We start from the raw sequence: 20,688 nt of genomic DNA, 5'->3' as shown, positions 1-20,688 counted from the left end.
CGTACCGCGGGGTGGCCGCCGGCAAGCCGGAGGGCGCGTCGCGCGGGCCAGGATTCGGCGCTGTGTCGTCGGAGTCTGACTCTCGACGGCACGGTTCGCGCACGTATAATCGGCGCGTTCGCGCTGTTCGTGTCAACCTAACCTGATAAAGGAACCTTAATGAACAAACAGGAACTGATCGACGCCGTCGCCGCCCAAACGGGCGCCAGCAAGGCTCAAACCGGCGAAACGCTGGACACGCTGCTCGAAGTCATCAAGAAGGCCGTGTCGAAGGGTGATGCGGTTCAGCTGATCGGCTTCGGCAGCTTCGGTTCGGGCAAGCGCGCAGCACGTACGGGCCGCAACCCGAAGACGGGCGAAACCATCAAGATCCCGGCAGCCAAGACGGTCAAGTTCACGGCCGGCAAGGCGTTCAAGGACGCCGTCAACAAGCGTTAAACCCGCGCCTGTTCCGGAAAAACCCGCCTCTCGGCGGGTTTTTTGTTGGGCGCGCGCGGCATTTTCGCCACAGTTCGCGCCGCTCTTGCAAAAGTTAACGGTTACTTTTACAAGCCGTTACCAACGCGATCATGCATGGACGATCTGCGTGTCGCCGTGATCGTCGTCGTCGTGGGAATCGACGTCCCACGCCGGGAACGGATCGTCGAGCGCCGCCCATCCCGCCGCGCCGAGCGCGAACTCCGCATCGGTGAGCAGGCACGCATCGAGTTTCGCACGCCATGCATCGGCGTCGAGCGCGATGCCGATCAGCACGAGCTCCTGCCGGCGATCGCCGACCGTGCGATCGTCGAGATCGCCGAGCCATTCGGTGCGGATTTCGGCGAGCAGCTCGTCGTCGTCCGGCCATTCCGCGCGATCCTGCGCCGCCCACCACAAACCCGCCGGGCCATGCCGGCATACGCCGCCCGCCTGCGACAGCGAACCGGCGATGTCGTTGCGGGTCGCGAGCCAGAAGAAACCCTTGCTGCGCAGCACGCCCGGCCACTCCTGGTGCAGCAGCGCCCATAGCCGTGCCGGGTGAAACGGACGGCGCGCGCGGTAAACAAAATTGCCGATCCCGAATTCGTCGGCTTCGCCGTGCACGTGCGCATGATGGTCGTCATGGCAGTCGGGATCGTCGCAATGCGTGTGATCGTGATCGAGCGACGCGAGCCAGCCCGGCGCATTCGCGGCTTCGTCGAAATCGAAGCGGCCGGTGTTCAGCACTTCGTCGAGCGGCACGTTGCCGAACGTCGATACGACCTGATGCGCGCGCGGATTCAGGCGCGCGAGGATGTGCTGCAGGCGCGCGAGATCGTCCGCGCCGACGAGGTCGGCCTTGTTGATCACCAGGACGTCGCAGAATTCGATCTGCTCGATCAGCAGTTCGACGAGCGTGCGGTCGTCGTCTTCCGACGCGGCGATGCCGCGCGTCGCGAGCGCGTCGTCGGAGCCGTAGTCGCGCAGGAAGTTGTACGCGTCGACCACGGTGACGAGCGTGTCGAGCCGCGCGATGGCCGACAGCGACGCGCCGTCGTCGTCGACGAACGTGAACGTTTCGGCGATCGGCATCGGCTCCGCGATGCCGGTCGATTCGATCATGATCGCGTCGAAGCGGCCTTCGGATGCGAGGTTGCGGATCTCGACGAGCAGATCGTCGCGCAGCGTGCAGCAGATGCAGCCGTTCGACATTTCGACGAGGCGCTCCTCGACGTGCGACAGCGCCTGCGCATCGCGTACGAGCGACGCGTCGATGTTGACCGCCGCGAGATCGTTGACGATCACCGCGACTTTCAGGCCCGCGCGGTTCGCGAGCACGTGGTTGAGCAGCGTGGTCTTGCCGGCGCCGAGGAAGCCGGACAGCACGGTGACGGGCAACGGCTGTTTCATTGCCGGATTCATGATGATTTGCACCAACGGAAAAGATGAAAAAGCGGCCGCGGCGCCCTGGCGGGGCGCGATCGGCCCGCGCACGGGCGAAACGGCGGCGTCAGCCCGCATTGTGCATCAAACGCGCGCGGCCGGCCCGGCGCCGGCCGGCCGGCCGGCATCAGCCGGCGACGCGGCGCGGAATCACTGAGCGGCCTGAGTGGTCTGCGCGGCCTGAGTGGTCTGAGTCGTCTGAGTCGTCTGCACGGGCGGCAGCAGCTTCCATTGCGCCAGGATGCCGGCGATCTGCCGCGCGTACTTGTCACGCAGCGACGGCGTTTCCGAATGATAGGCGCCGACCGCCTGCCACGTGTTGCCGTAGCGGTTCATCTTCTGTTTGAGATGCCACGCGGCGATGTACACGTTCTTGCACGGCTCCATCAGCGTGTCGCGGCCGATCCCGTAGCGCGACAGCGTCGGCAGGTGGATCGAATTGATCTGCATCAGGCCATAGTCGACCGAGCCGTTCGTGTTCTTGTTCAGCGCATCGGGCCGGTTGCGCGACTCCTGCCAGGCGATCGCGCGCAGGATCAGCGGATTGACCTGCTGATACCTGGCCGCTTCGTCGAAACAATCCGCGCGCGCGTTGCCGCTGGCGAACCATGTGCCAGCGGCGATCAACGCGATCGAAGCGAACCGTCTGTTCATCGTGCGAAAAACGAAAAGGAATGGCGCGAAGCTCGGGAAAACCCGTGCGTGTTATTAGTGCGACGAGAAACGTGCCGCCCGTATCATACCGGCAGACCGTCGAATTGCGACAGGCAGGAATACGGCAGCCCGGTTATACCGCATTTTCGTGTCGGCTCATCGCAAAAAAGCGTGAGGGCCGCCGCGCGAAGGGTTGCGCCGATCCTTACATATTGCATACGATTTACCGCACGCATGTCGTATGTGAGACAGTCTTCGGATCAATGTGATATTTCGGACATGAAAAACTGCTAATGTCGCCCTTTTCGGACTTGGATCTCAGCACTACCGCCGGAAGTGGCCTGAGCCGGCATCGACCCATTTATCCATGACAAGAAATCGCTTCGTTATGCGGCGTGTTGCCACGACCCTGCTCGTGGCCGGCATCATCGTCTCGCAGGCCGCCTACGCTCAGGTCACGCTCAACTTCGTGAATGCGGACATCGACCAGGTCGCGAAAGCGATCGGCGCCGCGACCGGCAAGACCATCATCGTCGACCCGCGTGTGAAGGGTCAGCTCAACCTCGTGGCCGAACGGCCGGTGCCGGAAGACCAGGCGCTGAAGACGCTGCAGTCCGCGCTGCGCATGCAGGGCTTCGCGCTCGTGCAGGATCACGGCGTGCTGAAGGTCGTGCCGGAAGCCGACGCGAAGCTGCAGGGCGTGCCGACCTACATCGGCAACGCGCCGCAGGCGCGCGGCGACCAGGTGATCACGCAGGTGTTCGAGCTTCGCAACGAATCGGCGAACAACCTGCTGCCCGTGCTGCGGCCGCTGATCTCGCCGAACAACACGGTGACGGCCTACCCGGCGAACAACACGATCGTCGTGACCGACTATGCGGACAACGTGCGCCGCATCGCGCAGATCATCGCAGGCGTCGACAGCGCCGCGGGCGCGCAGGTGCAGGTCGTGCCGCTGCGCAACGCGAACGCGATCGACCTCGCCGCGCAACTGCAGAAAATGCTCGACCCGGGCGCTATCGGCAACAGCGACGCCACGCTGAAGGTATCGGTCACGGCCGACCCGCGCACCAACGCGCTGCTGCTGCGTGCGTCGAGCGCGTCGCGCCTCGCAGCCGCGAAGCGCCTCGTGCAGCAGCTCGATGCGCCGAGCGCGGTGCCCGGCAACATGCACGTCGTGCCGCTGCGCAACGCCGATGCGGTGAAGCTCGCGAAGACGCTGCGCGGGATGCTCGGCAAGGGCGGCAACGACAGCGGCTCGTCGGCGTCGTCCAACGATGCGAACAGCTTCAACCAGAACGGCGGCTCGTCGTCGAGCGGCAACTTCTCGACCGGCACGTCGGGCACGCCGCCGCTGCCGTCCGGCGGCCTCGGCGGTTCGTCGTCCTCGTCCGCGTATGGCGGCGGCTCGTCCGGCGGCGGCCTTGGCACCGGCGGCCTCCTCGGCGGCGACAAGGACAAGAGCGGCGACGACAACCAGCCGGGCGGGATGATCCAGGCCGACTCGGCCACCAATTCGCTGATCATCACCGCGTCCGATCCGGTTTACCGGAATCTGCGCTCGGTGATCGACCAGCTCGACGCGCGGCGCGCGCAGGTCTATATCGAAGCGCTGATCGTCGAGCTGAACTCGACGACGCAGGGCAACCTCGGCATCCAGTGGCAGGTCGCGAGCGGCCAGTTTCTCGGCGGCACGAACCTGAACCCCGGGCTGGGGCTGGGCAACAGCATCATCAACCTGACGGCGGGCGGCGTGACCAACGCCGCCGGCGGGATCACCGGCGGCGGGCTGGCCTCCAACCTCGGCTCGCTGAGCCAGGGGCTCAACATCGGCTGGCTGCACAACATGTTCGGCGTGCAGGGGCTCGGCGCGCTGCTGCAATACTTTGCCGGCGTGAGCGACGCGAACGTGCTGTCGACGCCGAACCTGATCACGCTCGACAACGAGGAAGCGAAGATCGTCGTCGGCCAGAACGTGCCGATCGCGACCGGCTCGTATTCGAACCTGACGAGCGGCACGACGAGCAACGCATTCAATACCTACGACCGTCGCGACGTCGGCCTGACGCTGCACGTGAAGCCGCAGATCACCGACGGCGGGATTCTCAAGCTGCAGCTCTACACGGAGGATTCGGCGGTCGTCAGCGGCACCACCAACGCACAGACCGGCCCGACCTTCACGAAACGCTCGATCCAGTCGACGATCCTCGCCGACAACGGCGAGATCATCGTGCTCGGCGGCCTGATGCAGGACAACTACCAGGTGTCGAACAGCAAGGTGCCGCTGCTCGGCGACATCCCGTGGATCGGCCAGTTGTTCCGCTCGGAATCGAAGCAGCGCGCGAAAACCAACCTGATGGTGTTCCTGCGCCCGGTGATCATTTCCGATCGCAGCACCGCGCAGGAAGTCACCGCGAACCGCTACGACTACATCCAGGGCGTGACGGGCGCGTACAAGTCGGACAACAACGTGATCCGCGACAAGGACGACCCGGTCGTCCCGCCGATGCCGCTGGGCCCGAGCCAGGGCGGCACGCCGGCCGGCAACCTGTTCGATCTCGACAAGATGCGCCGCCAGCAGTTGCAGCGCCAGGTCGCGCCCGTGCCGGCGCAGCCGTTGCCCGAAGCGACGCCCGCGCAGCCGCAGGGCGTGCCGCAGCAGGCGGTGCCGCAACAGCCGCTGACCACCGCGCCGGGAGCCTCGCAGTGAGCGACGTGCTCGCGTCCTCCGCCCACGACGGCGCGCCGGGCGAGCGCCAGCCGCCGTCGCCGCTGGCCGCGCGCCTGCTGCCGTACGGCTTCGCGAAGAGCGGCCAGGTGTTGATCGCGCACCAGCTCGACGACACGCTCGAGGTGTGGATCAGCGAACGCACGAGCGACGCCGCGCTCGCGGAGATCGCGCGCAACTTCGGCTCGATCGCTGTGCACCGCGTGCCGGCCGACGAGCTCGCGCAGGCGATCAACCAGGCCTACGCGCGCCAGGACGGCAGCGCCGCGCAGGTGGTCGGCGAGGTCGAAGGCGAAGTCGACCTGTCGCGGCTGATGCAGGACATCCCCGAAGTCGAGGATCTGCTCGAATCGGAAGACGACGCGCCGATCATCCGGATGATCAACGCGCTGCTCACGCAAGCGGCGCGCGAACAGGCGTCCGACATTCACATCGAGCCGTTCGAGAATGCGTCGGTCGTGCGCTTTCGCGTCGACGGCACGCTGCGCGACGTCGTGCGCCCGAAGAAGGCGCTGCACGGCGCGCTGATCTCGCGGATCAAGATCATGGCGCAGCTCGACATCGCGGAGAAGCGCCTGCCGCAGGACGGCCGCATCACGCTGCGCGTCGGCGGCCGGCCGGTCGACGTGCGGGTGTCGACGCTGCCGACCGGGCACGGCGAGCGCGCGGTGCTGCGTCTGTTGGAAAAGGACGCGCAGCGCCTGAACCTCGAAGCGCTCGGGATGGGCCGCGACACGCTCGTGCAGTTCGACAAGCTGATCGGCCGCCCGCACGGCATCGTGCTCGTCACCGGCCCGACCGGATCGGGCAAGACGACCACGCTGTACGCGTCGATGTCGCGGCTCGAAACCGCGACGACCAACATCATGACCGTCGAGGACCCGATCGAATACGATCTCGCCGGCATCGGCCAGACGCAGGTGAACGAGCGGATCGGGATGACTTTTGCCCGTGCGCTGCGCTCGATCCTCCGACAGGACCCGGACGTGATCATGATCGGCGAAATCCGCGACCTCGAAACCGCGCAGATCGCGGTGCAGGCGTCGCTGACGGGCCACCTCGTGCTCGCGACGCTGCACACGAACGACGCGGCGTCCGCCGTCACGCGTCTGACCGACATGGGCGTCGAGCCGTACCTGCTCGCGTCGTCGCTGCTCGGCGTGCTCGCGCAGCGCCTCGTGCGCCAGCTCTGCCCGGCCTGCAAGGAAGAACGGCACGAGGAAGGCCGTACCCTGTGGCATCCGGTCGGCTGCGACAAGTGCGGGCATTCGGGGTATTCGGGCCGGCGCGGCGTCTACGAACTGCTGCTGGTCGACGAGTCGATCCGCGCGCTGATCCACCGCAACGCGGCCGATGCCGAGATCCTGGCCGCCGGCCGCGCGGAAGGCATGCGCACGCTGCGCGACGACGCGGAGCGCTGGCTCGCGGCCGGCGCGACGTCGCTCGAGGAAGTGCTGCGCGTGACGGGAGGCGCATAGCGCGATGCCGGCATTCCGTTTCGAAGCAATCGATGCGGCGGGACGCGCGCAGAAAGGCGTGATCGATGCCGACAGCGCGCGCGCCGCGCGCGGCCAGTTGCGCACGCAGGGGCTCACGCCGCTCGTCGTCGAGCCGGCCGCGAGCGCCACGCGCGGCGCGCGTTCGCAGCGGCTCGCGTTCGGCCGCAAGCTGTCGCAGCGCGAACAGGCGATTCTCACGCGCCAGCTCGCGAGCCTGCTGATCGCGGGGCTGCCGCTCGACGAGGCGCTCGGCGTGCTGACCGAGCAGGCCGAGCGCGACTACATCCGCGAACTGATGGCCGCGATCCGCGCCGAAGTGCTCGGCGGCCATTCGCTCGCGAATGCGCTGGGCCAGCACCCGCGCGATTTTCCGGAAATCTACCGCGCGCTGGTCGCGGCCGGCGAGCACACCGGCAAGCTCGGCATCGTGCTGTCGCGCCTCGCCGATTACATCGAGCAGAGCAATGCGCTCAAGCAGAAGATCCTGCTGGCGTTCACGTATCCGGGCATCGTCACGCTGATCGCGTTCGGCATCGTCACGTTCCTGCTGAGCTACGTCGTGCCGCAGGTCGTCAACGTGTTCGCGAGCACGAAGCAGCAGTTGCCGATCCTCACGGTCGTGATGATGGCGCTGTCGGAATTCGTGCGGCACTGGTGGTGGGCGATCCTGATCGCGGTCGCGCTCGTCGTGTGGTTCGTGAAGGCGACGCTGTCGCGCGCCGGGCCCAGGCTCGCGTTCGATCGCTGGGTGCTGACCGCGCCGCTCGCGGGCAAGCTCGTGCGCGGCTACAACACGGTGCGCTTCGCGAGCACGCTCGGCATTCTGACCGCGGCCGGCGTGCCGATCCTGCGTGCGTTGCAGGCGGCCGGCGAGACGCTGTCGAACCGCGCGATGCGCGCGAACATCGACGACGCGATCGTGCGCGTGCGCGAAGGCTCCGCGCTGTCGCGCGCGCTGAACAACGTGAAGACGTTTCCGCCCGTGCTCGTGCACCTGATTCGTTCGGGTGAAGCGACGGGCGACGTGACGACGATGCTGGATCGCGCGGCCGAAGGCGAGGCGCGCGAGCTGGAGCGCCGCACGATGTTCCTGACGAGCCTGCTGGAGCCGCTGCTGATCCTCGCGATGGGCGGCATCGTGCTCGTGATCGTGCTGGCCGTGATGCTGCCGATCATCGAGCTGAACAACATGGTGCAGTGACGTGGCGGCCCGATTGCGCGTGCCGGGCCGCGGCCGTCAGCGCATGTAGATCGCGGGGGACGGCGTGTTCGCCGGGAGCTGGACTTCGGCGCGCGCGCCGTTGCGGTCGACGATGATCGAGCGGCTGCGCACTTCGGCGAGCTTCGCGCCGGGCGCGAGCTCCGCGCCGAGCGACACGGCGCGCGGCGGTTCGCCGCCGATGCCGACGATCGCGGCGCCGCCATGATCGAGCGCGAGAATGCCGAACAGGTGGATGTCCTGGACGGGATTCTTGTCGAGCTGGCCGCCGAAGAGCGCGGCGGCGTCCTCGGTGCGGATCGGCAGCCGCGCGGCGGCGGCGGGCAGCGGCGCTTCGCGGGCCGACAGCGTGACGACCCAGTAGGTGGCCGTCGCGCACAAACCCGCGAAGAGGGCGAGGGAAAGGATCCGGATCGAGAGCGCGTTCATGCGCGCTATTGTACGGATGTATGTGAAATTTGCGTTGGGTGAAAGCCCTCGGCGATGCGCGCCTTACAATGCGGGCTCCGCGCCCGGGGTATCGGAAGCCTGTCGTCAGGCAGGCGTTCCGGAATGCCTGTCGGGTGCGTCACTCAATCGACGACATTTTTTGGAAAGAGGTAGTCAGTCATGCAAACGTGGATCACTCGCCGCAACGCGGCCGTGCGTCGTCAGCGCGGTTTCACGCTGATCGAGATCATGGTGGTGGTCGCGATCCTCGGGATCCTGGCGGCGCTGATCGTGCCGAAGATCATGAGCCGCCCGGACGAGGCGCGCCGCATCGCCGCGAAGCAGGACATCGGCACGATCATGCAGGCGCTCAAGCTGTACCGTCTGGACAACGGCCGCTATCCGACGCAGGAACAGGGCCTGAACGCGCTGATCCAGAAGCCGACCACCGATCCGATCCCGAACAACTGGAAGGATGGCGGCTATCTCGAGCGCCTGCCGAACGATCCGTGGGGCAACGGGTACAAGTACCTGAACCCGGGCGTGCACGGCGAGATCGACGTGTTCAGCTACGGCGCCGACGGCAAGGAAGGCGGCGAAAGCAACGACTCCGACATCGGCTCGTGGCAATGAGCCGGCGCTGATCGGCCCGACGTTTCATTCCCGTTCTTCATGCTCGCCATTCGCACGACCTCCCGCTGCGGCCGCGATTGCCGTGCGCATCGCGGTGCGGTGCCGTCCGTCCCGGCGGGCGCCGATGGCGGCTTGACGACGCCCCGCGCGGCGCGGCGTCGCGCGCGCGGTTTCACGCTGCTCGAAATGCTGGTCGTGCTCGTGATCGCGGGGCTGCTCGTGTCGCTCGCGTCGCTGTCGCTGACGCGTAATCCGCGCACCGACCTGCGCGAGGAAGCGCAGCGCATCGCGCTGCTGTTCGAGACGGCCGGCGACGAGGCGCAGGTGCGCGCGCGGCCGATCGCGTGGCAGCCGACCGCGCACGGTTTCCAGTTCGACGTGAGCTCGCCCGACGGCTGGCGCACGCTGCGCGACGACCTGCTGCGCCCGCGTGACTGGGACGGCGGCGTCACGGGCGCGGACATCGATTACCCGGGATCGGACACGCGCGCGAACCGCGTCGTGTTCGGCACCGAGAGCATCGACACGCCGGTGCGCGTGACGCTGCATTCGGCCGCCGGCAGCGCGACGATCGTCGGCACCGGCAACGGCCGCTACGAGGTGCAATGACGATGCGTCGTCGCCTGCCCTTCCCCGCTTCTTCCGCCCGCGGCTTCACGATGATCGAGGTGCTGGTCGCGCTCGCGATCATCGCGGTCGCGCTCGCCGCGTCGATCCGCGCGGTCGGCACGATGGCGACCAATGCGTCCGACCTGCATCGCCGCCTGCTCGCCGGCTGGAGCGCCGACAACGCGCTCGCGCAACTGCGGCTCACGCATGCGTGGCCGGAGGTCGGCGAGCAGAGTTTCGACTGCTCGCAAGGCAACGTGCAGCTCGTCTGCACGCAGCGCGTGAGCACCACGCCGAACCCGGTGTTTCGGCGCGTGCGGATTTCGGTGAGCATGCCCGGCCGTTCCGGCGTGCTCGCGCAGATGGTGACGGTGGTCGCGAATGAAACCAGCCGTCCGCTCTGACGCGCCGATGCGACGCCCGTCCGCCCGTGCCGCCCGCGGCTTCACGCTGATCGAGCTGATGATCGCGATCGCGATCCTCGCGGTGGTGGCGATCCTCGCCTGGCGCGGGCTCGACCAGATCATGCGTGGCCGCGACAAGGTGGCCGCCGCGATGGAGGACGAGCGCGTGTTCGCGCAGATGTTCGACCAGATGCGCATCGACGCGCGGCTCGCCGCGACCGACGACGAGGCCGGCCAGCCGGCGATCGGCGTCGCCGGCAATACGCTGCAGATCGTGCGCGAGCTCGACGTGCCGGGCGTCGCGCCGCGGCTGCAGGTGGTCCGCTACCGGATCGCCGGCGGGCGCGTCGTGCGCTATGCGTCGCCGCCGGTCGACGACACGAACCGGCTGCGCACGATGCTGAAGGACAGCAGCGTCGAAGGCTGGAGCTGGGTCGCGCTGATGGGCGGCGTCGGCGCGATCGACGCGAAGCTGTACGTGCCGCGCGTGGGCTGGACCACCAACCTGCAGACGGCCGACGAAGCGCTCGCGCAGAACAACGACGCGCTGAAGGTGCCGCAGCTCGGCAACGCGCCGCCCGCGCGCGCGGTGACCGGGCTGCAGGTCAGCATCGGCGCGACGTCGCTGCGCGTGCCGGTCACGCGCATCTTCCTCGTCGGGGAATGACGATGCGTGCGCGCCCTTTCCGTCGAATGCCTGCCCGCCGCCAGCGCGGCGCGGCGATCATCACCGCGCTGCTCGTGGTCGCGCTGTCGGCGATCCTCGTGTCGGGGATGCTGTGGCGCCAGCAGGTGCAGATCCGCCGCATCGAGAACCAGCGCGTGATCGCGCAGGCACAGTGGGTCGCGCGCGGCGCGCTCGACTGGACGCGAATGATCCTGCGCTCCGAAGGCGACACGGCGCCCGGCATCACGTATCTCGGCGGGATCTGGGGCGTACCGATCGCGAAGACGAAGCTGTCGGATTTCCTCGGCCGGATCGGCGCGCCCAACGAGACGGGCGGCGACGACACCTACCTGTCCGGCTCGATCGAGGACGCGCAGGCGAAGTTCAACCTGCGCAACCTCGTGTCGTCGCCGGCGCCCGGCGTGCTGCAGTTGAACGTCACGCAGATGCAGGCGTTCCAGCGCCTGCTGACGACGCTCGGCTACGACAGTGCCTTCGCGAAGCGCATCGCGCTGCAGGTGCGCGCGGGGCTGCTGCATTCGGCCACGCGGTTCCAGATGCCGAACCTGCCAGGCGGCGGCGGCACCGCGGCGAATGCCGCGACCGCACCGGTGACGAGCGGCGACATGCAGGGCAGCGGCTTCACCGACGATCCCGGGATGGCCGGCGGCGAGCGCGGGCCCGCGCCGCTGATGATGACGCGCGTCGACAGCCTGCTCGACGTCGACGGCGTGACACCCGAAATGGTCGCGCGGCTGCGCCCGTTCGTCACCGTGCTGCCGACCACGACGCCCGTGAACATGAACACCGCGCCGGCCGAAGTGATCGCCGCGCTGATACCGGGGATGAGCGTGTCGTCCGCGCAGGCGCTCGTCGCGCGCCGCGAGACCGTGTTTTTCCGGAACGTCGGGGACGTGCAGCTCGCGCTGCGCGGCGCCGGCGCGCCGCCGAACGTGACGATCGACTCGAGCCTCGTCGACGTCAATTCGAGCTATTTCATCGTGCATGGCCGGATCCAGCACGAACGCGCGGAGGTCGACCGTACCTCGCTCGTGTATCGTGATCCGACCACGCACTCGACGCGGATCGTGCGCATCCGCGATCAGCTATAACGACGCCAATCGGGAGAGGAGCGCTTGTGAGCACGTTGATTGTTTCTTTGCCGCCGCGCGAGCCGGCCGTGCCGCTGCAGGAATGGCAGTGGCCCGAGCTGCCGTTCATGCTCGTCGACAAGGCCGGCCAGGTGCAGCGCGCGGGCCGCGCCGCGCTCGCGCTGTTGCCGCGCGCGAACGCAACGGTGCTGATCGTCGCCGCGCGCGACGTGCTGCTGCTGGCCGCGACCGTGCCGCCGCTGAAGGGGCCGAAGCTGCGTCAGGCGCTGCCCAACATCGTCGAGGATCAGTTGATCCAGGATCCGCTCGGCTGCCACATCGCGCTCGATCCGGCCGCCCTGCCCGACGGGCGCCGCGTGCTGGCCGTCGTCGATCGCGCGTGGTTCCGCACGATCTGCGACGCGTTCACCGCGGCCGGCCACCGGCACCTGAGCGCCGTGCCCGCGACCCGCTGCCTGCCGGCGCCGCGCGCGCCGGCCGAAGCGGCATCCGCCGCGGCGCTGGCCGACGGTGAGGGTATCGACGCCGCCGCACTCGCCGCGGACGCCGCCGCGCCGCTCGCCCGCCCGGCCACGGTCGCCGCGGTGCTCGGGCTCGCGACGGCGGTCGAGCCGGTGCTCGTCGAAGCCGGCGCGCTGCCGGCGGTGGCCGGTGCGCCGCGCCTCGAGCTGGCGGTCGCGCGCGGCGCGCTCGGCGAAGGCTTCGCGGCGCCCGCGTCGCGCGCGGCCGGCACGCTGGCCGCGCTCGCGGGCGGCGGCGCCATCGAACTGTACGAACTCGGCGAACCGGGCGCGGAGCCGCGGCTCGCGTCGGCCGGCCGCGCCGACGCGCCGCTGCTGCCGGGCGCCGCGCCGCTGTCGTTCGACACGTTCGCGCGCCGGGCGCTCGCCGAGCCATTCGATCTGTGCCAGTTCGAATTCGAATCGCAGCCGTGGCGCTTCGATCGCGCGACGCTCAAGCGCCTGCGCGTGCCGATCGCGCTGGCCGCGGCGACGCTCGGCGTCGCGGTGATCGGGATGAACCTGCACTGGTGGAAGCTGTCACGCGAGCGCGATGCGCTGTCCGCGCAGATCACCGAGACGCTGTTGTCCGCGTTCCCGAAGACGACCACCGTGCTCGATCCGCCCGCGCAGATGCAGCGCCAGCTCGACCAGCTTCGGCTCGCTGCCGGCGAGCTGTCGCCGAACGATTTCCTCGCGCTGTCGAGCGGCTTGTCGCGCTCGATGGGCGCGTTGCCGCTGAACGGCATCGCGTCGCTCGACTATCACGACCGGCGGCTCGACGTCGGCTTCAAGCCGGAGGTCAAGGTCGATCCCGATTTCACGCAGCGCCTCGCGCGTAACGGACTGTCCGGCGAAGTCGACAGCAACACGGGCAAATGGACGATCCGGAGCCGCTCATGAAAACCGAACAACTGAACCAGACGCTCGCCCAGTTCTGGGGCGAACGCACGCCGCGCGAGAAGACGCTGCTCGGCTGGGGCGGCGCCGTGCTGGCGGTCGCGATCGCGTATTCGGTGCTGTGGTCGCCCGCGCAGGAAGGCCGCGCGCGGATCCAGCGCGAGCTGCCGGCGATGCGTCACGAACTCGCGCAGATGACCGCGCAGGCGAACGAGGCGAAGTCGCTGGCCGCCGCCGCGCAGGGTGTCGCGCCGACCGGCCTCGCGCTGAAGGATGCGCTGACCGCGTCGCTGTCCGACCACGGGCTGCAGGGCGCGCAGGTGCAGATCGTCGGCAATGGCGTGCAGATCCAGATGAAGAACGTGTCGTTCCCGGCGTGGACCCAGTGGCTCGACGATGCGCGCCGGCAATTCAAGGTGCAGGTCGGCGAGGCGCATGCGACGGCGCTGAAGGAGGACGGCCAGGTCGACCTGACGGCCGTGATGCAACCTTCCGTCCAGAAATAGATGACGGCAGTGGATGACGCATACGAAGGCCGGCCGATGCGGCCGTGGGTGAGACGGCTCGTCACCGTATTGCCGTGGGTGCTGGCAGGCGGTCTGGCGACGGCGGTGACGCTCGTCGCGCTCGCGCCGGCCGCATGGATCGCGCCGCAGTTCGCGCGTGCGACCGGCGGCCACGTGAATCTCGTCGATCCGGAAGGCTCGCTGTGGCACGGCTCGGGCACGCTGATGCTCGCGCCGGGCGCCGACCAGAGCGCGGCGACGCTGCTGCCGGGCCGGGTCGAATGGACCACGCGCTTCTGGCCGTTGCTGACCGGGCGCGTGCAGATGCGCATGCGGCAGACCGAAGCGATGCCCGATGCGGTCACGCTCGATGCGACGTGGCGCGGCGCGGTGCTGTCGGCGGGCGCGATGGCGGTGCCGGCGTCGCTGCTCACGGGGCTCGGCACGCCGTTCAACACGCTGGATCTGCAGGGCGACGTGCGGCTCGCCTGGAGCGACTGGCGGCTCATCGGCAGCAACGCGTTCGGCCAGCTGACGGTGACGATCGATTCGATGAGTTCGCGCGTGTCGCGCGTGAAGCCGCTCGGTTCGTACCGCGCGGTATTGCGGGCGAAGGGCGCGGGCGCCGATCTCGACCTGTCGACGACGCAGGGCCCGCTGTTCCTCGACGGGCACGGCAGCTTCGGCCCCGGCCAGGGATCGTTCCGCGGGACCGCGCACGCGGCGCCCGAGCAGCAGGCGAACCTCGCCGGGCTGCTGAACCTGCTGGGCCACCCGATCGGCAACAACCAGGTTTCGCTGATCTTCGGCGACGCGCAGCGCTGAACGCGCGCTGGCCTCAAGCACGCGTCAATGTGCGATCGCCCGGAATGATTTTTACTGAAATCGCCGCCGGCAGGTTTGCAATACGCTGGCCGTTCGGTCGGTTCCGATATCAAGAGGCCGGACAATAAAACGAAGGGCCGGCAAAGCCGGCCCATGCAACTTACTTGTCGCCGGTCGGCGTTTTCAGAACCCAGTATGCTTCGCCGTTCGGTGTGGGCGGCATGATGTTGCCAATGCCGATGGACCGTGTGTCATTGGGATTTCCCACGGGATGCCACGTTCCACCCTGCGGACATTTTGCTCCGATATGTGCAATCATTTTCGTCGTTTCCTTGTTAACGGTGAATTCGCATCACGGTGTTGATGCAGTGAATTCGTAAGCCTTTCCATTAATAAGTTCAACGATTTTATTTTGAGATAATTGGAAATCGACAAAAATCAAACTTTATATAGTATTTGTCGAATTCGATTATCAATTTTTAGGACTTGAACGAAAGATGTCATTTTCGCCATTCACGCCCAAACGATATGACATGCTGTCGTTCAACCGCGCGTGATATTCATTTCTGGGCGACCGGAGCGCCGCTCGCCGGCGCCGCCATGTCGCCGTTCTCGCGCGCCATTTCCGATACGTTCCAGCCGCCGCCGAGCGCCTTCACGAGCCCGACCGACGACACCATCCGCTGCCCGGCGATCGTCGCGAGCTTCTGCTGCGCGGTGAACGCGGTGGTCTGCGCGGTCAGCACGTTCAGGTACGCGACCGTGCCGGCCTTGTACTGGTTCGTGACGATCGCGAGCGCGTGCTCGGCGCTGTCGACGGCTTGCCGCTGCACGTCGATTTCCTGCGCGAGAATGCGCTGCGACGCGAGGTTGTCCTCCACGTCCTGGAACGCGGTGAGCACCGCGAGACGATAGGCGGCGACGTCCTGGTCGTAGGTCGCGCGCGCGGCGTCGGTCTGCGCGGCGCGCAAGCCCGCGTCGAACAGCGTGGCCGCGAGCTGCGGGCCGACCGTCCAGAAGCGTGCCGGCAGTGTGAACAGCTGCGACCACACCGAACTCTGGAAGCCGCCGCTGGCCGACAGCGTGAGCGTGGGGAAGAACGCCGAGATCGCGACGCCGATCTGCTCGTTCGCGGCCGCCGCGCGGCGCTCTGCCGCCGCGACGTCGGGCCGGCGCTCGAGGATCGTGGACGGCACGTCGACCGGCGTGACCGGCGGCTCGGCCGCGAGCGGGTTCGGCGGCAGCGAGAAGGTCGACGCGGGCTCGCCGATCAGCGTCGCGATCGCATGCTCGTACTGCGCGCGGGCGACGCCGTTGTCGATCTGCGCGGCCTGCGCGCTCTGCAGCTGCGTTTGCGCCTGAATCACGTCCGCGCGCGCGGCGACGCCCTGCGCGTACTGGTTCTGCGTGAGCTGCAGCGACCGTTCGTATGATTTCACGGTGTCGTCGAGCAGCTTTTGCAGCGCATCGGACGTGCGCAACTGGAAATAGGTCTGCGCGAGCAGCGCCTGCTGCGACAGCCGCGCGTTCGCGAGATCGGCCGCGGCGGCCGCTTCACCGGCGCGCTCCGCGCTGACGGTGCGGCTCACCTTGCCCCATAGATCGGGCTCCCAGCTCGCGTCGAGGCCGACGCTGTAGCTGTTGTTGATCGATCCGGTCGACCCGCTGCCGAAATTCGACGACGAGCCCGACGACAGCGACGTGCGCGGCGTCCGCGCGCGCGAGCCCGATGCGCTCAGCCCGACGGTCGGGAAATACGCGGCGCGCGCCTCGGTGACGAGCGCGCGCGCCTGCCGGTAGGCGGCGGCCGATTGCGCGATGGTCTGGTTCGACGCGTTGAGCTTGCCGATCAGCGCATCGAGCTGCGGATCGTTGTAGACCGTCCACCACGCGCCGCGATCGGCCCGATCGGCGGGCTGCGCGACTTTCCAGCCGGCCGGCGCTTCCTTGAAGGCGGCGGGAATCGACGTGTCGGGCCGGTGATAGTCGGGCCCGACGGCGCAGCCGGCGAGCAGCACGGCCGTCGCAATGGCGACGGCGGCGCTCAGCGGGCGAACGGCGCGCGGGAGGGAAGCGTACGGCATGGTGGTTTTCCTGTCTGGGCGCGACGGCCGGCGAGCGGCGCCGCGCGATGCGGTCATGCGGTGCGGTCGTTGGCCGCTGGCGGACAAATGGTAACTGACGGCGGGAAAGCCGCGCAGCCCTAAGGGTACGGTGGGCGGCGGCCCGGATGTGTTACCGGCGCGGGCGGCCGGTTTACCGGCCATTACGGCCGGCTTGCGGGAAAACGGGCGTGCGAATGGACATCCAACGGACGGACGGCAGCGGTAGCGCGCGACGCGGCCGGCGATCGGGCGGGACAGTGTGGAAAGCGGGCGCGCGGCGGTGTCAGTGTGTCAGTGGCAGCGCACGGGCACCGCGACGGGTTTGGCGGCGGCCGGCCATGTCGACGGCTCCGTCGCGGCCGGCTGGCTCGTGCGGCGGGCGCCGCCCTTCGCGTTGCGCTGCCGGCGATGATCGAACCACGCGAACCCGAGCGCCGCGAGCGAGCCGCCAGGCACGACCAGCATCGTCACGTACAGCGCGATCTTCCAGCCGCGGTGCGGCCCGGAGAACACATGATGAGCGGTATCGGTCAGGTTGCGGCGCAGTGCGCCGGCGGCATTTTTCAGGAACAGCATCGCGAACATCCTCGGGTGCCCGGCAGTGCGGGCCAATCGGTCAGAACATAGTCTCCGGCGGTGCAACATGCACGTCGTAACTGGTTGACTTAAATAATATTGACTAAGCAATCATTTTTCAAGATACTGGGCGCGTTTTAACCCGAAACGCACTATTGCTGCGCGCGCAATCGTATGACCGGCGGCCTCTACGATCCCGAGAACATCGCGCTGGAAACGAGCCTCGGCTATTACCTGTCGAAGGCGAAGCAGGCGCTCGTCGAGCGGATGGATCGCGCGCTCGAGCCGCTCGACCTCACCGCGCAGCAGATCGGCGTGATCCTGCTGCTGTCGCGCGGTTACGCGCGCACGCCGTTCGAACTGTCGCGCAAGATGTCGTACGACAGCGGGTCGATGACGCGCATGCTCGACCGGCTCGAACGCAAGGGGCTGATCGCACGCGCGCGCAGCGAGCAGGATCGCCGGATGATCGAGCTGACGCTGACCGACCGCGGCATCGAAGCCGCCCGCGCGCTGCCGTCGCTGGTCGCGACCGTGCTCAACGCGCAGCTCGAGGGCTTCTCGGCCGACGAACTCGCGACGCTCACCGGCCTGCTGCAACGCTTCATCGCCAACGGGCCCGGTTCGACCGGCTGCCCGAAGCCCGACGAACCCGACTGCTGATGCACGCGGAGCCCCCATGTCGCAGTTAAACATTCGCTTATTTCTCTGTCTGGGCAGAAGATGACAAGGCACCCGCTCCGCTTTTCCCCTTTTTCCTTCCACCCGGCCGGGCCGCGCTGCGTCGCGCGTCCGTGCGTTGTGCCGGCGCGTCGCGCGCGCCGCGTCTAGGAGATTCCGATGTCCGCCACCACGGCATCCGCCCCCTCCCCCGCCGCCGAACCGGCGCCGCTGACCGGCGGCGCGCTCGCGCTGCTCACCGTCGGGCTCGCGCTCGGCACCTTCATGGAAGTGCTCGACACGTCGATCGCGAACGTCGCGGTGCCGACCATCTCGGGCAGCCTCGGCGTCGCGACGAGCGAAGGCACGTGGGTGATCTCGTCGTACTCGGTCGCGTCCGCGATCGCAGTGCCGCTCACCGGCTGGCTCGCAAGGCGGGTCGGCGAAGTGCGCCTCTTCACGCTGTCGGTGCTCGCGTTCACGATCGCGTCGGCGCTGTGCGGCCTCGCGTCGAACTTCGAGACGCTGATCGCGTTCCGATTGCTGCAGGGCCTCGTGTCGGGGCCCATGGTGCCGCTGTCGCAGACGATCCTGATGCGCAGCTACCCGCCCGCGAAACGGGGGCTCGCGCTCGGGCTATGGGCGATGACGGTGATCGTCGCGCCGATCTTCGGCCCGCTCCTGGGCGGCTGGATCAGCGACAACTACACGTGGCCGTGGATCTTCTACATCAACCTGCCGATCGGCGTGTTCTCGGCGACCTGCGCGTACTTTCTGCTGCGCGGCCGCGAGACGAAGACGACGAAGCAGCGGATCGACGCGATCGGCCTCGCGCTGCTCGTGATCGGCGTGTCGTGCCTGCAGATGATGCTCGACCTCGGCAAGGACCGCGACTGGTTCAACTCGTCGTTCATCGTCGCGCTCGCGCTGATCGCGGTCGTGTCGCTCGCGTTCATGCTCGTGTGGGAGGCGACGGAGAAGGAGCCGGTGGTCGACCTCACGCTCTTCAAGGACCGCAACTTCGCGCTCGGCGCGCTGATCATCTCGTTCGGCTTCATGGCGTTCTTCGGCTCGGTCGTGATCTTCCCGCTGTGGCTGCAGACGGTGATGGGCTACACGGCCGGCAAGGCCGGTCTCGCGACCGCGCCGGTCGGGCTGCTCGCGCTCGTGCTGTCGCCGCTGATCGGCCGCAACATGCACCGGCTCGACCTGCGGATGGTCGCGAGCTTCGCGTTCATCGTGTTCGCGGGTGTGTCGCTGTGGAACGCGACGTTCACGCTCGACGTGCCGTTCAACCACGTGATCCTGCCGCGACTCGTGCAGGGCATCGGCGTCGCGTGCTTCTTCGTGCCGATGACGACGATCACGCTGTCGAGCATCTCCGACGAGCGGCTCGCGAGCGCGTCGGGGCTGTCGAACTTCCTGCGTACGCTGTCCGGCGCGATCGGCACGGCCGCCAGCTCGACGTTCTGGGAGAACGACGCGATCTACCACCATGCGCGGCTGTCGGAATCGGTGAGCGTCTATGCGCAGAACACGACCGATTACCAGGGCGCGCTCGCGCAGCTCGGCATCGTCGGGCAGACGGCCAATGCGCAGCTCAACCAGCTCGTCACGCAGCAGGGCTTCATGATGGCGACCAACGACTTCTTCCACCTGTCGGCGGGCGTGTTCATCGCGCTCGCGGCGCTCGTGTGGATCACGAAGCCGAAGAAGGGCGCGGGGCCGGCGATGGGGCATTGAGGGCCCGACGGGCGGCCGTCACGGCCGCCCTTTTTGTTTCACTGTCCGCTTCATCGCCCGGCGGCCCCACCCTCACTCCCGCGCTCGTAATCCCCCGAACGCCAGATCGTCGGCCGGCGCGAGCGGCAGCGTCGCCCGCGCGACGTCGAGCCACGCGCGCGCCGCGTGCGACAGGTAGCCCTTCTTCAGCCAGCCGAGCGCGATCGCCCACGTGATTTCCGGCTCGACGATCGGCCGGCACGTGAACTGGCCCGCGTCGAGCCGCCGGCAATACGGCTCGGGCAGCAGCGCGATGCCGACACCCGCATGCACGAGCGCGGCCATGAAATCCCAGTGGCCGCTGCGGCTCACGATCGACGGCGTGAAGCCGGCCTGCCGGCACGCGTCGAGCACCGCGTCGTGCAGCGCGAGGCTTTCCGCATAGAACACGAACGATTCGCGCGCGAGATCCGCGAGCGGCACGGCCGTGTGATCCTCCCAGCGCGACTCGCGCGGCGCGACGAGCCACAGCGGCGCGCGCACCATCGGCAGCCGCTCGAACGTGCCGGGATCGACCGGCTCCAGCAGCCCGCCGAGCTCCAGCTCGCCCGACGTCAGCGCGGCCTCGATCATCCGCGCGCCCTGCTCGAACAGCTTCAGCTCGATGTTCGGGTAGCGCTGCTTGTACGCGGCGATGATCGGCGTGAACAGCGAGCCGCCGAGCGGCGGAATGCCGATCGTCAGCTCGCCGCGCCCGAGCGTGCCGAGATCGTTCAGCTCCGACTGCAACTGCGCCTGCGCGGCGAGCACGTCCTGGCCGCGCTGGAACACGATCCGCCCGGCGTCGGTCAGCACCATCTGCCGGCCGTCGCGCAGCAGCAGCGGCGAACCGATCTCGTCTTCCAGCGCCTTCACCATCTTGCTGATGGTCGGCTGCGTGACGAACAGCCTGTCGGCCGCCGCGGTGAAGCTCTGCTGGCGAACCACCTCGACGAAGTACCGCAGCGCGCGCAATTCCATCGATCACTCCCCAGATTG

The 20,688-nt window shown here is 68.2% G+C and carries 20 protein-coding genes; 14 read left to right on the top strand and 6 right to left on the bottom strand.

Annotation, left to right across the window (positions count from 1 at the left end; all coding sequences use genetic code 11):
- Positions 1 to 159: 159 nt before the first annotated feature.
- Complete coding sequence (locus CFB52_RS00330; RefSeq protein WP_006401505.1) at positions 160 to 438, top strand: HU family DNA-binding protein; 279 nt, start codon at positions 160 to 162, stop codon at positions 436 to 438.
- Between the two features lie 129 nt (positions 439 to 567).
- Here CFB52_RS00330 and CFB52_RS00325 read toward each other — a convergent pair whose 3' ends face one another.
- Both CFB52_RS00325 and CFB52_RS00315 read right to left on the bottom strand, forming a co-directional pair.
- The gene (locus CFB52_RS00325) at positions 568 to 1,881 is read right to left on the bottom strand and encodes a GTP-binding protein (protein ID WP_059638597.1); all 1,314 of its coding nucleotides are present in this window, start codon (positions 1,879 to 1,881) and stop codon (positions 568 to 570) included.
- A gap of 171 nt (positions 1,882 to 2,052) precedes the next feature.
- Positions 2,053 to 2,556: a lytic transglycosylase domain-containing protein gene (locus tag CFB52_RS00315; RefSeq protein ID WP_099315904.1), complete on the bottom strand. Its 504-nt coding sequence runs from the start codon at positions 2,554 to 2,556 to the stop codon at positions 2,053 to 2,055.
- Between the two features lie 367 nt (positions 2,557 to 2,923).
- On the opposite strand from CFB52_RS00315, the gene gspD reads away from it, so the two are divergent.
- From gspD to gspF, 3 genes are read left to right on the top strand one after another with little or no spacing between them, the layout of a single operon-like run.
- Positions 2,924 to 5,266, top strand: coding sequence for a type II secretion system secretin GspD (gspD, locus tag CFB52_RS00310; protein ID WP_059580436.1), 2,343 nt, complete (start codon positions 2,924 to 2,926; stop codon positions 5,264 to 5,266).
- 5 nt (positions 5,267 to 5,271) lie between these two features.
- Positions 5,272 to 6,762: a type II secretion system ATPase GspE gene (gene gspE / locus CFB52_RS00305; protein WP_306532320.1), complete on the top strand. Its 1,491-nt coding sequence runs from the start codon at positions 5,272 to 5,274 to the stop codon at positions 6,760 to 6,762.
- A gap of 4 nt (positions 6,763 to 6,766) precedes the next feature.
- Complete coding sequence (gene gspF, locus CFB52_RS00300) at positions 6,767 to 7,984, top strand: type II secretion system inner membrane protein GspF (RefSeq protein WP_059638548.1); 1,218 nt, start codon at positions 6,767 to 6,769, stop codon at positions 7,982 to 7,984.
- A gap of 36 nt (positions 7,985 to 8,020) precedes the next feature.
- Here the strand turns inward: gspF and CFB52_RS00295 are convergent, their stop codons facing one another.
- On the bottom strand, positions 8,021 to 8,431 hold the full coding sequence (locus CFB52_RS00295) for a hypothetical protein (protein ID WP_011882773.1): 411 nt from the start codon (positions 8,429 to 8,431) through the stop codon (positions 8,021 to 8,023).
- Between the two features lie 180 nt (positions 8,432 to 8,611).
- Here CFB52_RS00295 and gspG point away from each other — a divergent pair, with 180 nt between their 5' ends.
- The 8 genes from gspG to CFB52_RS00250 are packed head-to-tail and all read left to right on the top strand — an operon-like array spanning position 8,612 to position 14,587.
- Positions 8,612 to 9,064 (top strand): type II secretion system major pseudopilin GspG, encoded by a 453-nt coding sequence (gene gspG / locus CFB52_RS00285; RefSeq protein ID WP_027783126.1) that lies wholly within the window; start codon positions 8,612 to 8,614, stop codon positions 9,062 to 9,064.
- 39 nt (positions 9,065 to 9,103) lie between these two features.
- Positions 9,104 to 9,673 (top strand): GspH/FimT family pseudopilin, encoded by a 570-nt coding sequence (locus tag CFB52_RS00280; RefSeq protein ID WP_089464411.1) that lies wholly within the window; start codon positions 9,104 to 9,106, stop codon positions 9,671 to 9,673.
- Complete coding sequence (gspI, locus tag CFB52_RS00275; protein ID WP_059580427.1) at positions 9,670 to 10,077, top strand: type II secretion system minor pseudopilin GspI; 408 nt, start codon at positions 9,670 to 9,672, stop codon at positions 10,075 to 10,077. Before CFB52_RS00280 ends, gspI begins: the two co-directional genes overlap by 4 nt.
- Positions 10,078 to 10,084: 7 nt before the next feature.
- Complete coding sequence (locus CFB52_RS00270; RefSeq protein WP_060008867.1) at positions 10,085 to 10,744, top strand: type II secretion system protein J; 660 nt, start codon at positions 10,085 to 10,087, stop codon at positions 10,742 to 10,744.
- A 2-nt stretch (positions 10,745 to 10,746) separates the two neighbouring features.
- Complete coding sequence (gene gspK / locus CFB52_RS00265) at positions 10,747 to 11,856, top strand: type II secretion system minor pseudopilin GspK (protein ID WP_059580677.1); 1,110 nt, start codon at positions 10,747 to 10,749, stop codon at positions 11,854 to 11,856.
- 26 nt (positions 11,857 to 11,882) lie between these two features.
- On the top strand, positions 11,883 to 13,259 hold the full coding sequence (gene gspL / locus CFB52_RS00260; RefSeq protein WP_099315902.1) for a type II secretion system protein GspL: 1,377 nt from the start codon (positions 11,883 to 11,885) through the stop codon (positions 13,257 to 13,259).
- A complete protein-coding gene (gene gspM / locus CFB52_RS00255; RefSeq protein WP_054928223.1) occupies positions 13,256 to 13,762 on the top strand; it encodes a type II secretion system protein GspM in 507 nt (168 codons plus the stop codon). The genes gspL and gspM overlap by 4 nt, the downstream gene beginning before the upstream one ends.
- A 36-nt stretch (positions 13,763 to 13,798) precedes the next feature.
- Complete coding sequence (locus CFB52_RS00250) at positions 13,799 to 14,587, top strand: type II secretion system protein N (protein ID WP_099315985.1); 789 nt, start codon at positions 13,799 to 13,801, stop codon at positions 14,585 to 14,587.
- A 560-nt stretch (positions 14,588 to 15,147) separates the two neighbouring features.
- Here the strand turns inward: CFB52_RS00250 and CFB52_RS00245 are convergent.
- Positions 15,148 to 16,671 (bottom strand): efflux transporter outer membrane subunit, encoded by a 1,524-nt coding sequence (locus CFB52_RS00245; RefSeq protein WP_099315901.1) that lies wholly within the window; start codon positions 16,669 to 16,671, stop codon positions 15,148 to 15,150.
- A 312-nt stretch (positions 16,672 to 16,983) separates the two neighbouring features.
- The gene (locus tag CFB52_RS00240) at positions 16,984 to 17,268 is read right to left on the bottom strand and encodes a hypothetical protein (RefSeq protein ID WP_059638559.1); all 285 of its coding nucleotides are present in this window, start codon (positions 17,266 to 17,268) and stop codon (positions 16,984 to 16,986) included.
- A gap of 174 nt (positions 17,269 to 17,442) precedes the next feature.
- Between CFB52_RS00240 and CFB52_RS00235 the strand changes: the two genes are divergently transcribed.
- Positions 17,443 to 17,931 carry a MarR family winged helix-turn-helix transcriptional regulator gene (locus CFB52_RS00235; RefSeq protein WP_059580411.1) on the top strand — a complete coding sequence of 163 codons (489 nt, stop codon included), beginning with the start codon at positions 17,443 to 17,445 and terminating at the stop codon, positions 17,929 to 17,931.
- A gap of 177 nt (positions 17,932 to 18,108) precedes the next feature.
- A complete protein-coding gene (locus tag CFB52_RS00230; RefSeq protein WP_059580409.1) occupies positions 18,109 to 19,671 on the top strand; it encodes a DHA2 family efflux MFS transporter permease subunit in 1,563 nt (520 codons plus the stop codon).
- A 72-nt stretch (positions 19,672 to 19,743) separates the two neighbouring features.
- Here the strand turns inward: CFB52_RS00230 and CFB52_RS00225 are convergent, their stop codons facing one another.
- Positions 19,744 to 20,670, bottom strand: coding sequence for a LysR family transcriptional regulator (locus tag CFB52_RS00225; RefSeq protein WP_059580406.1), 927 nt, complete (start codon positions 20,668 to 20,670; stop codon positions 19,744 to 19,746).
- Between the last annotated feature and the right edge of the window lie 18 nt (positions 20,671 to 20,688).

It is taken from the genome of Burkholderia sp. AU18528, from assembly GCF_002223215.2.
In the GTDB taxonomy this organism is placed as follows: domain Bacteria; phylum Pseudomonadota; class Gammaproteobacteria; order Burkholderiales; family Burkholderiaceae; genus Burkholderia; species Burkholderia semiarida.
The sequence above is the reverse complement of the archived record's forward strand: the minus strand, read 5'-3'. Positions and strand labels throughout refer to the sequence as shown.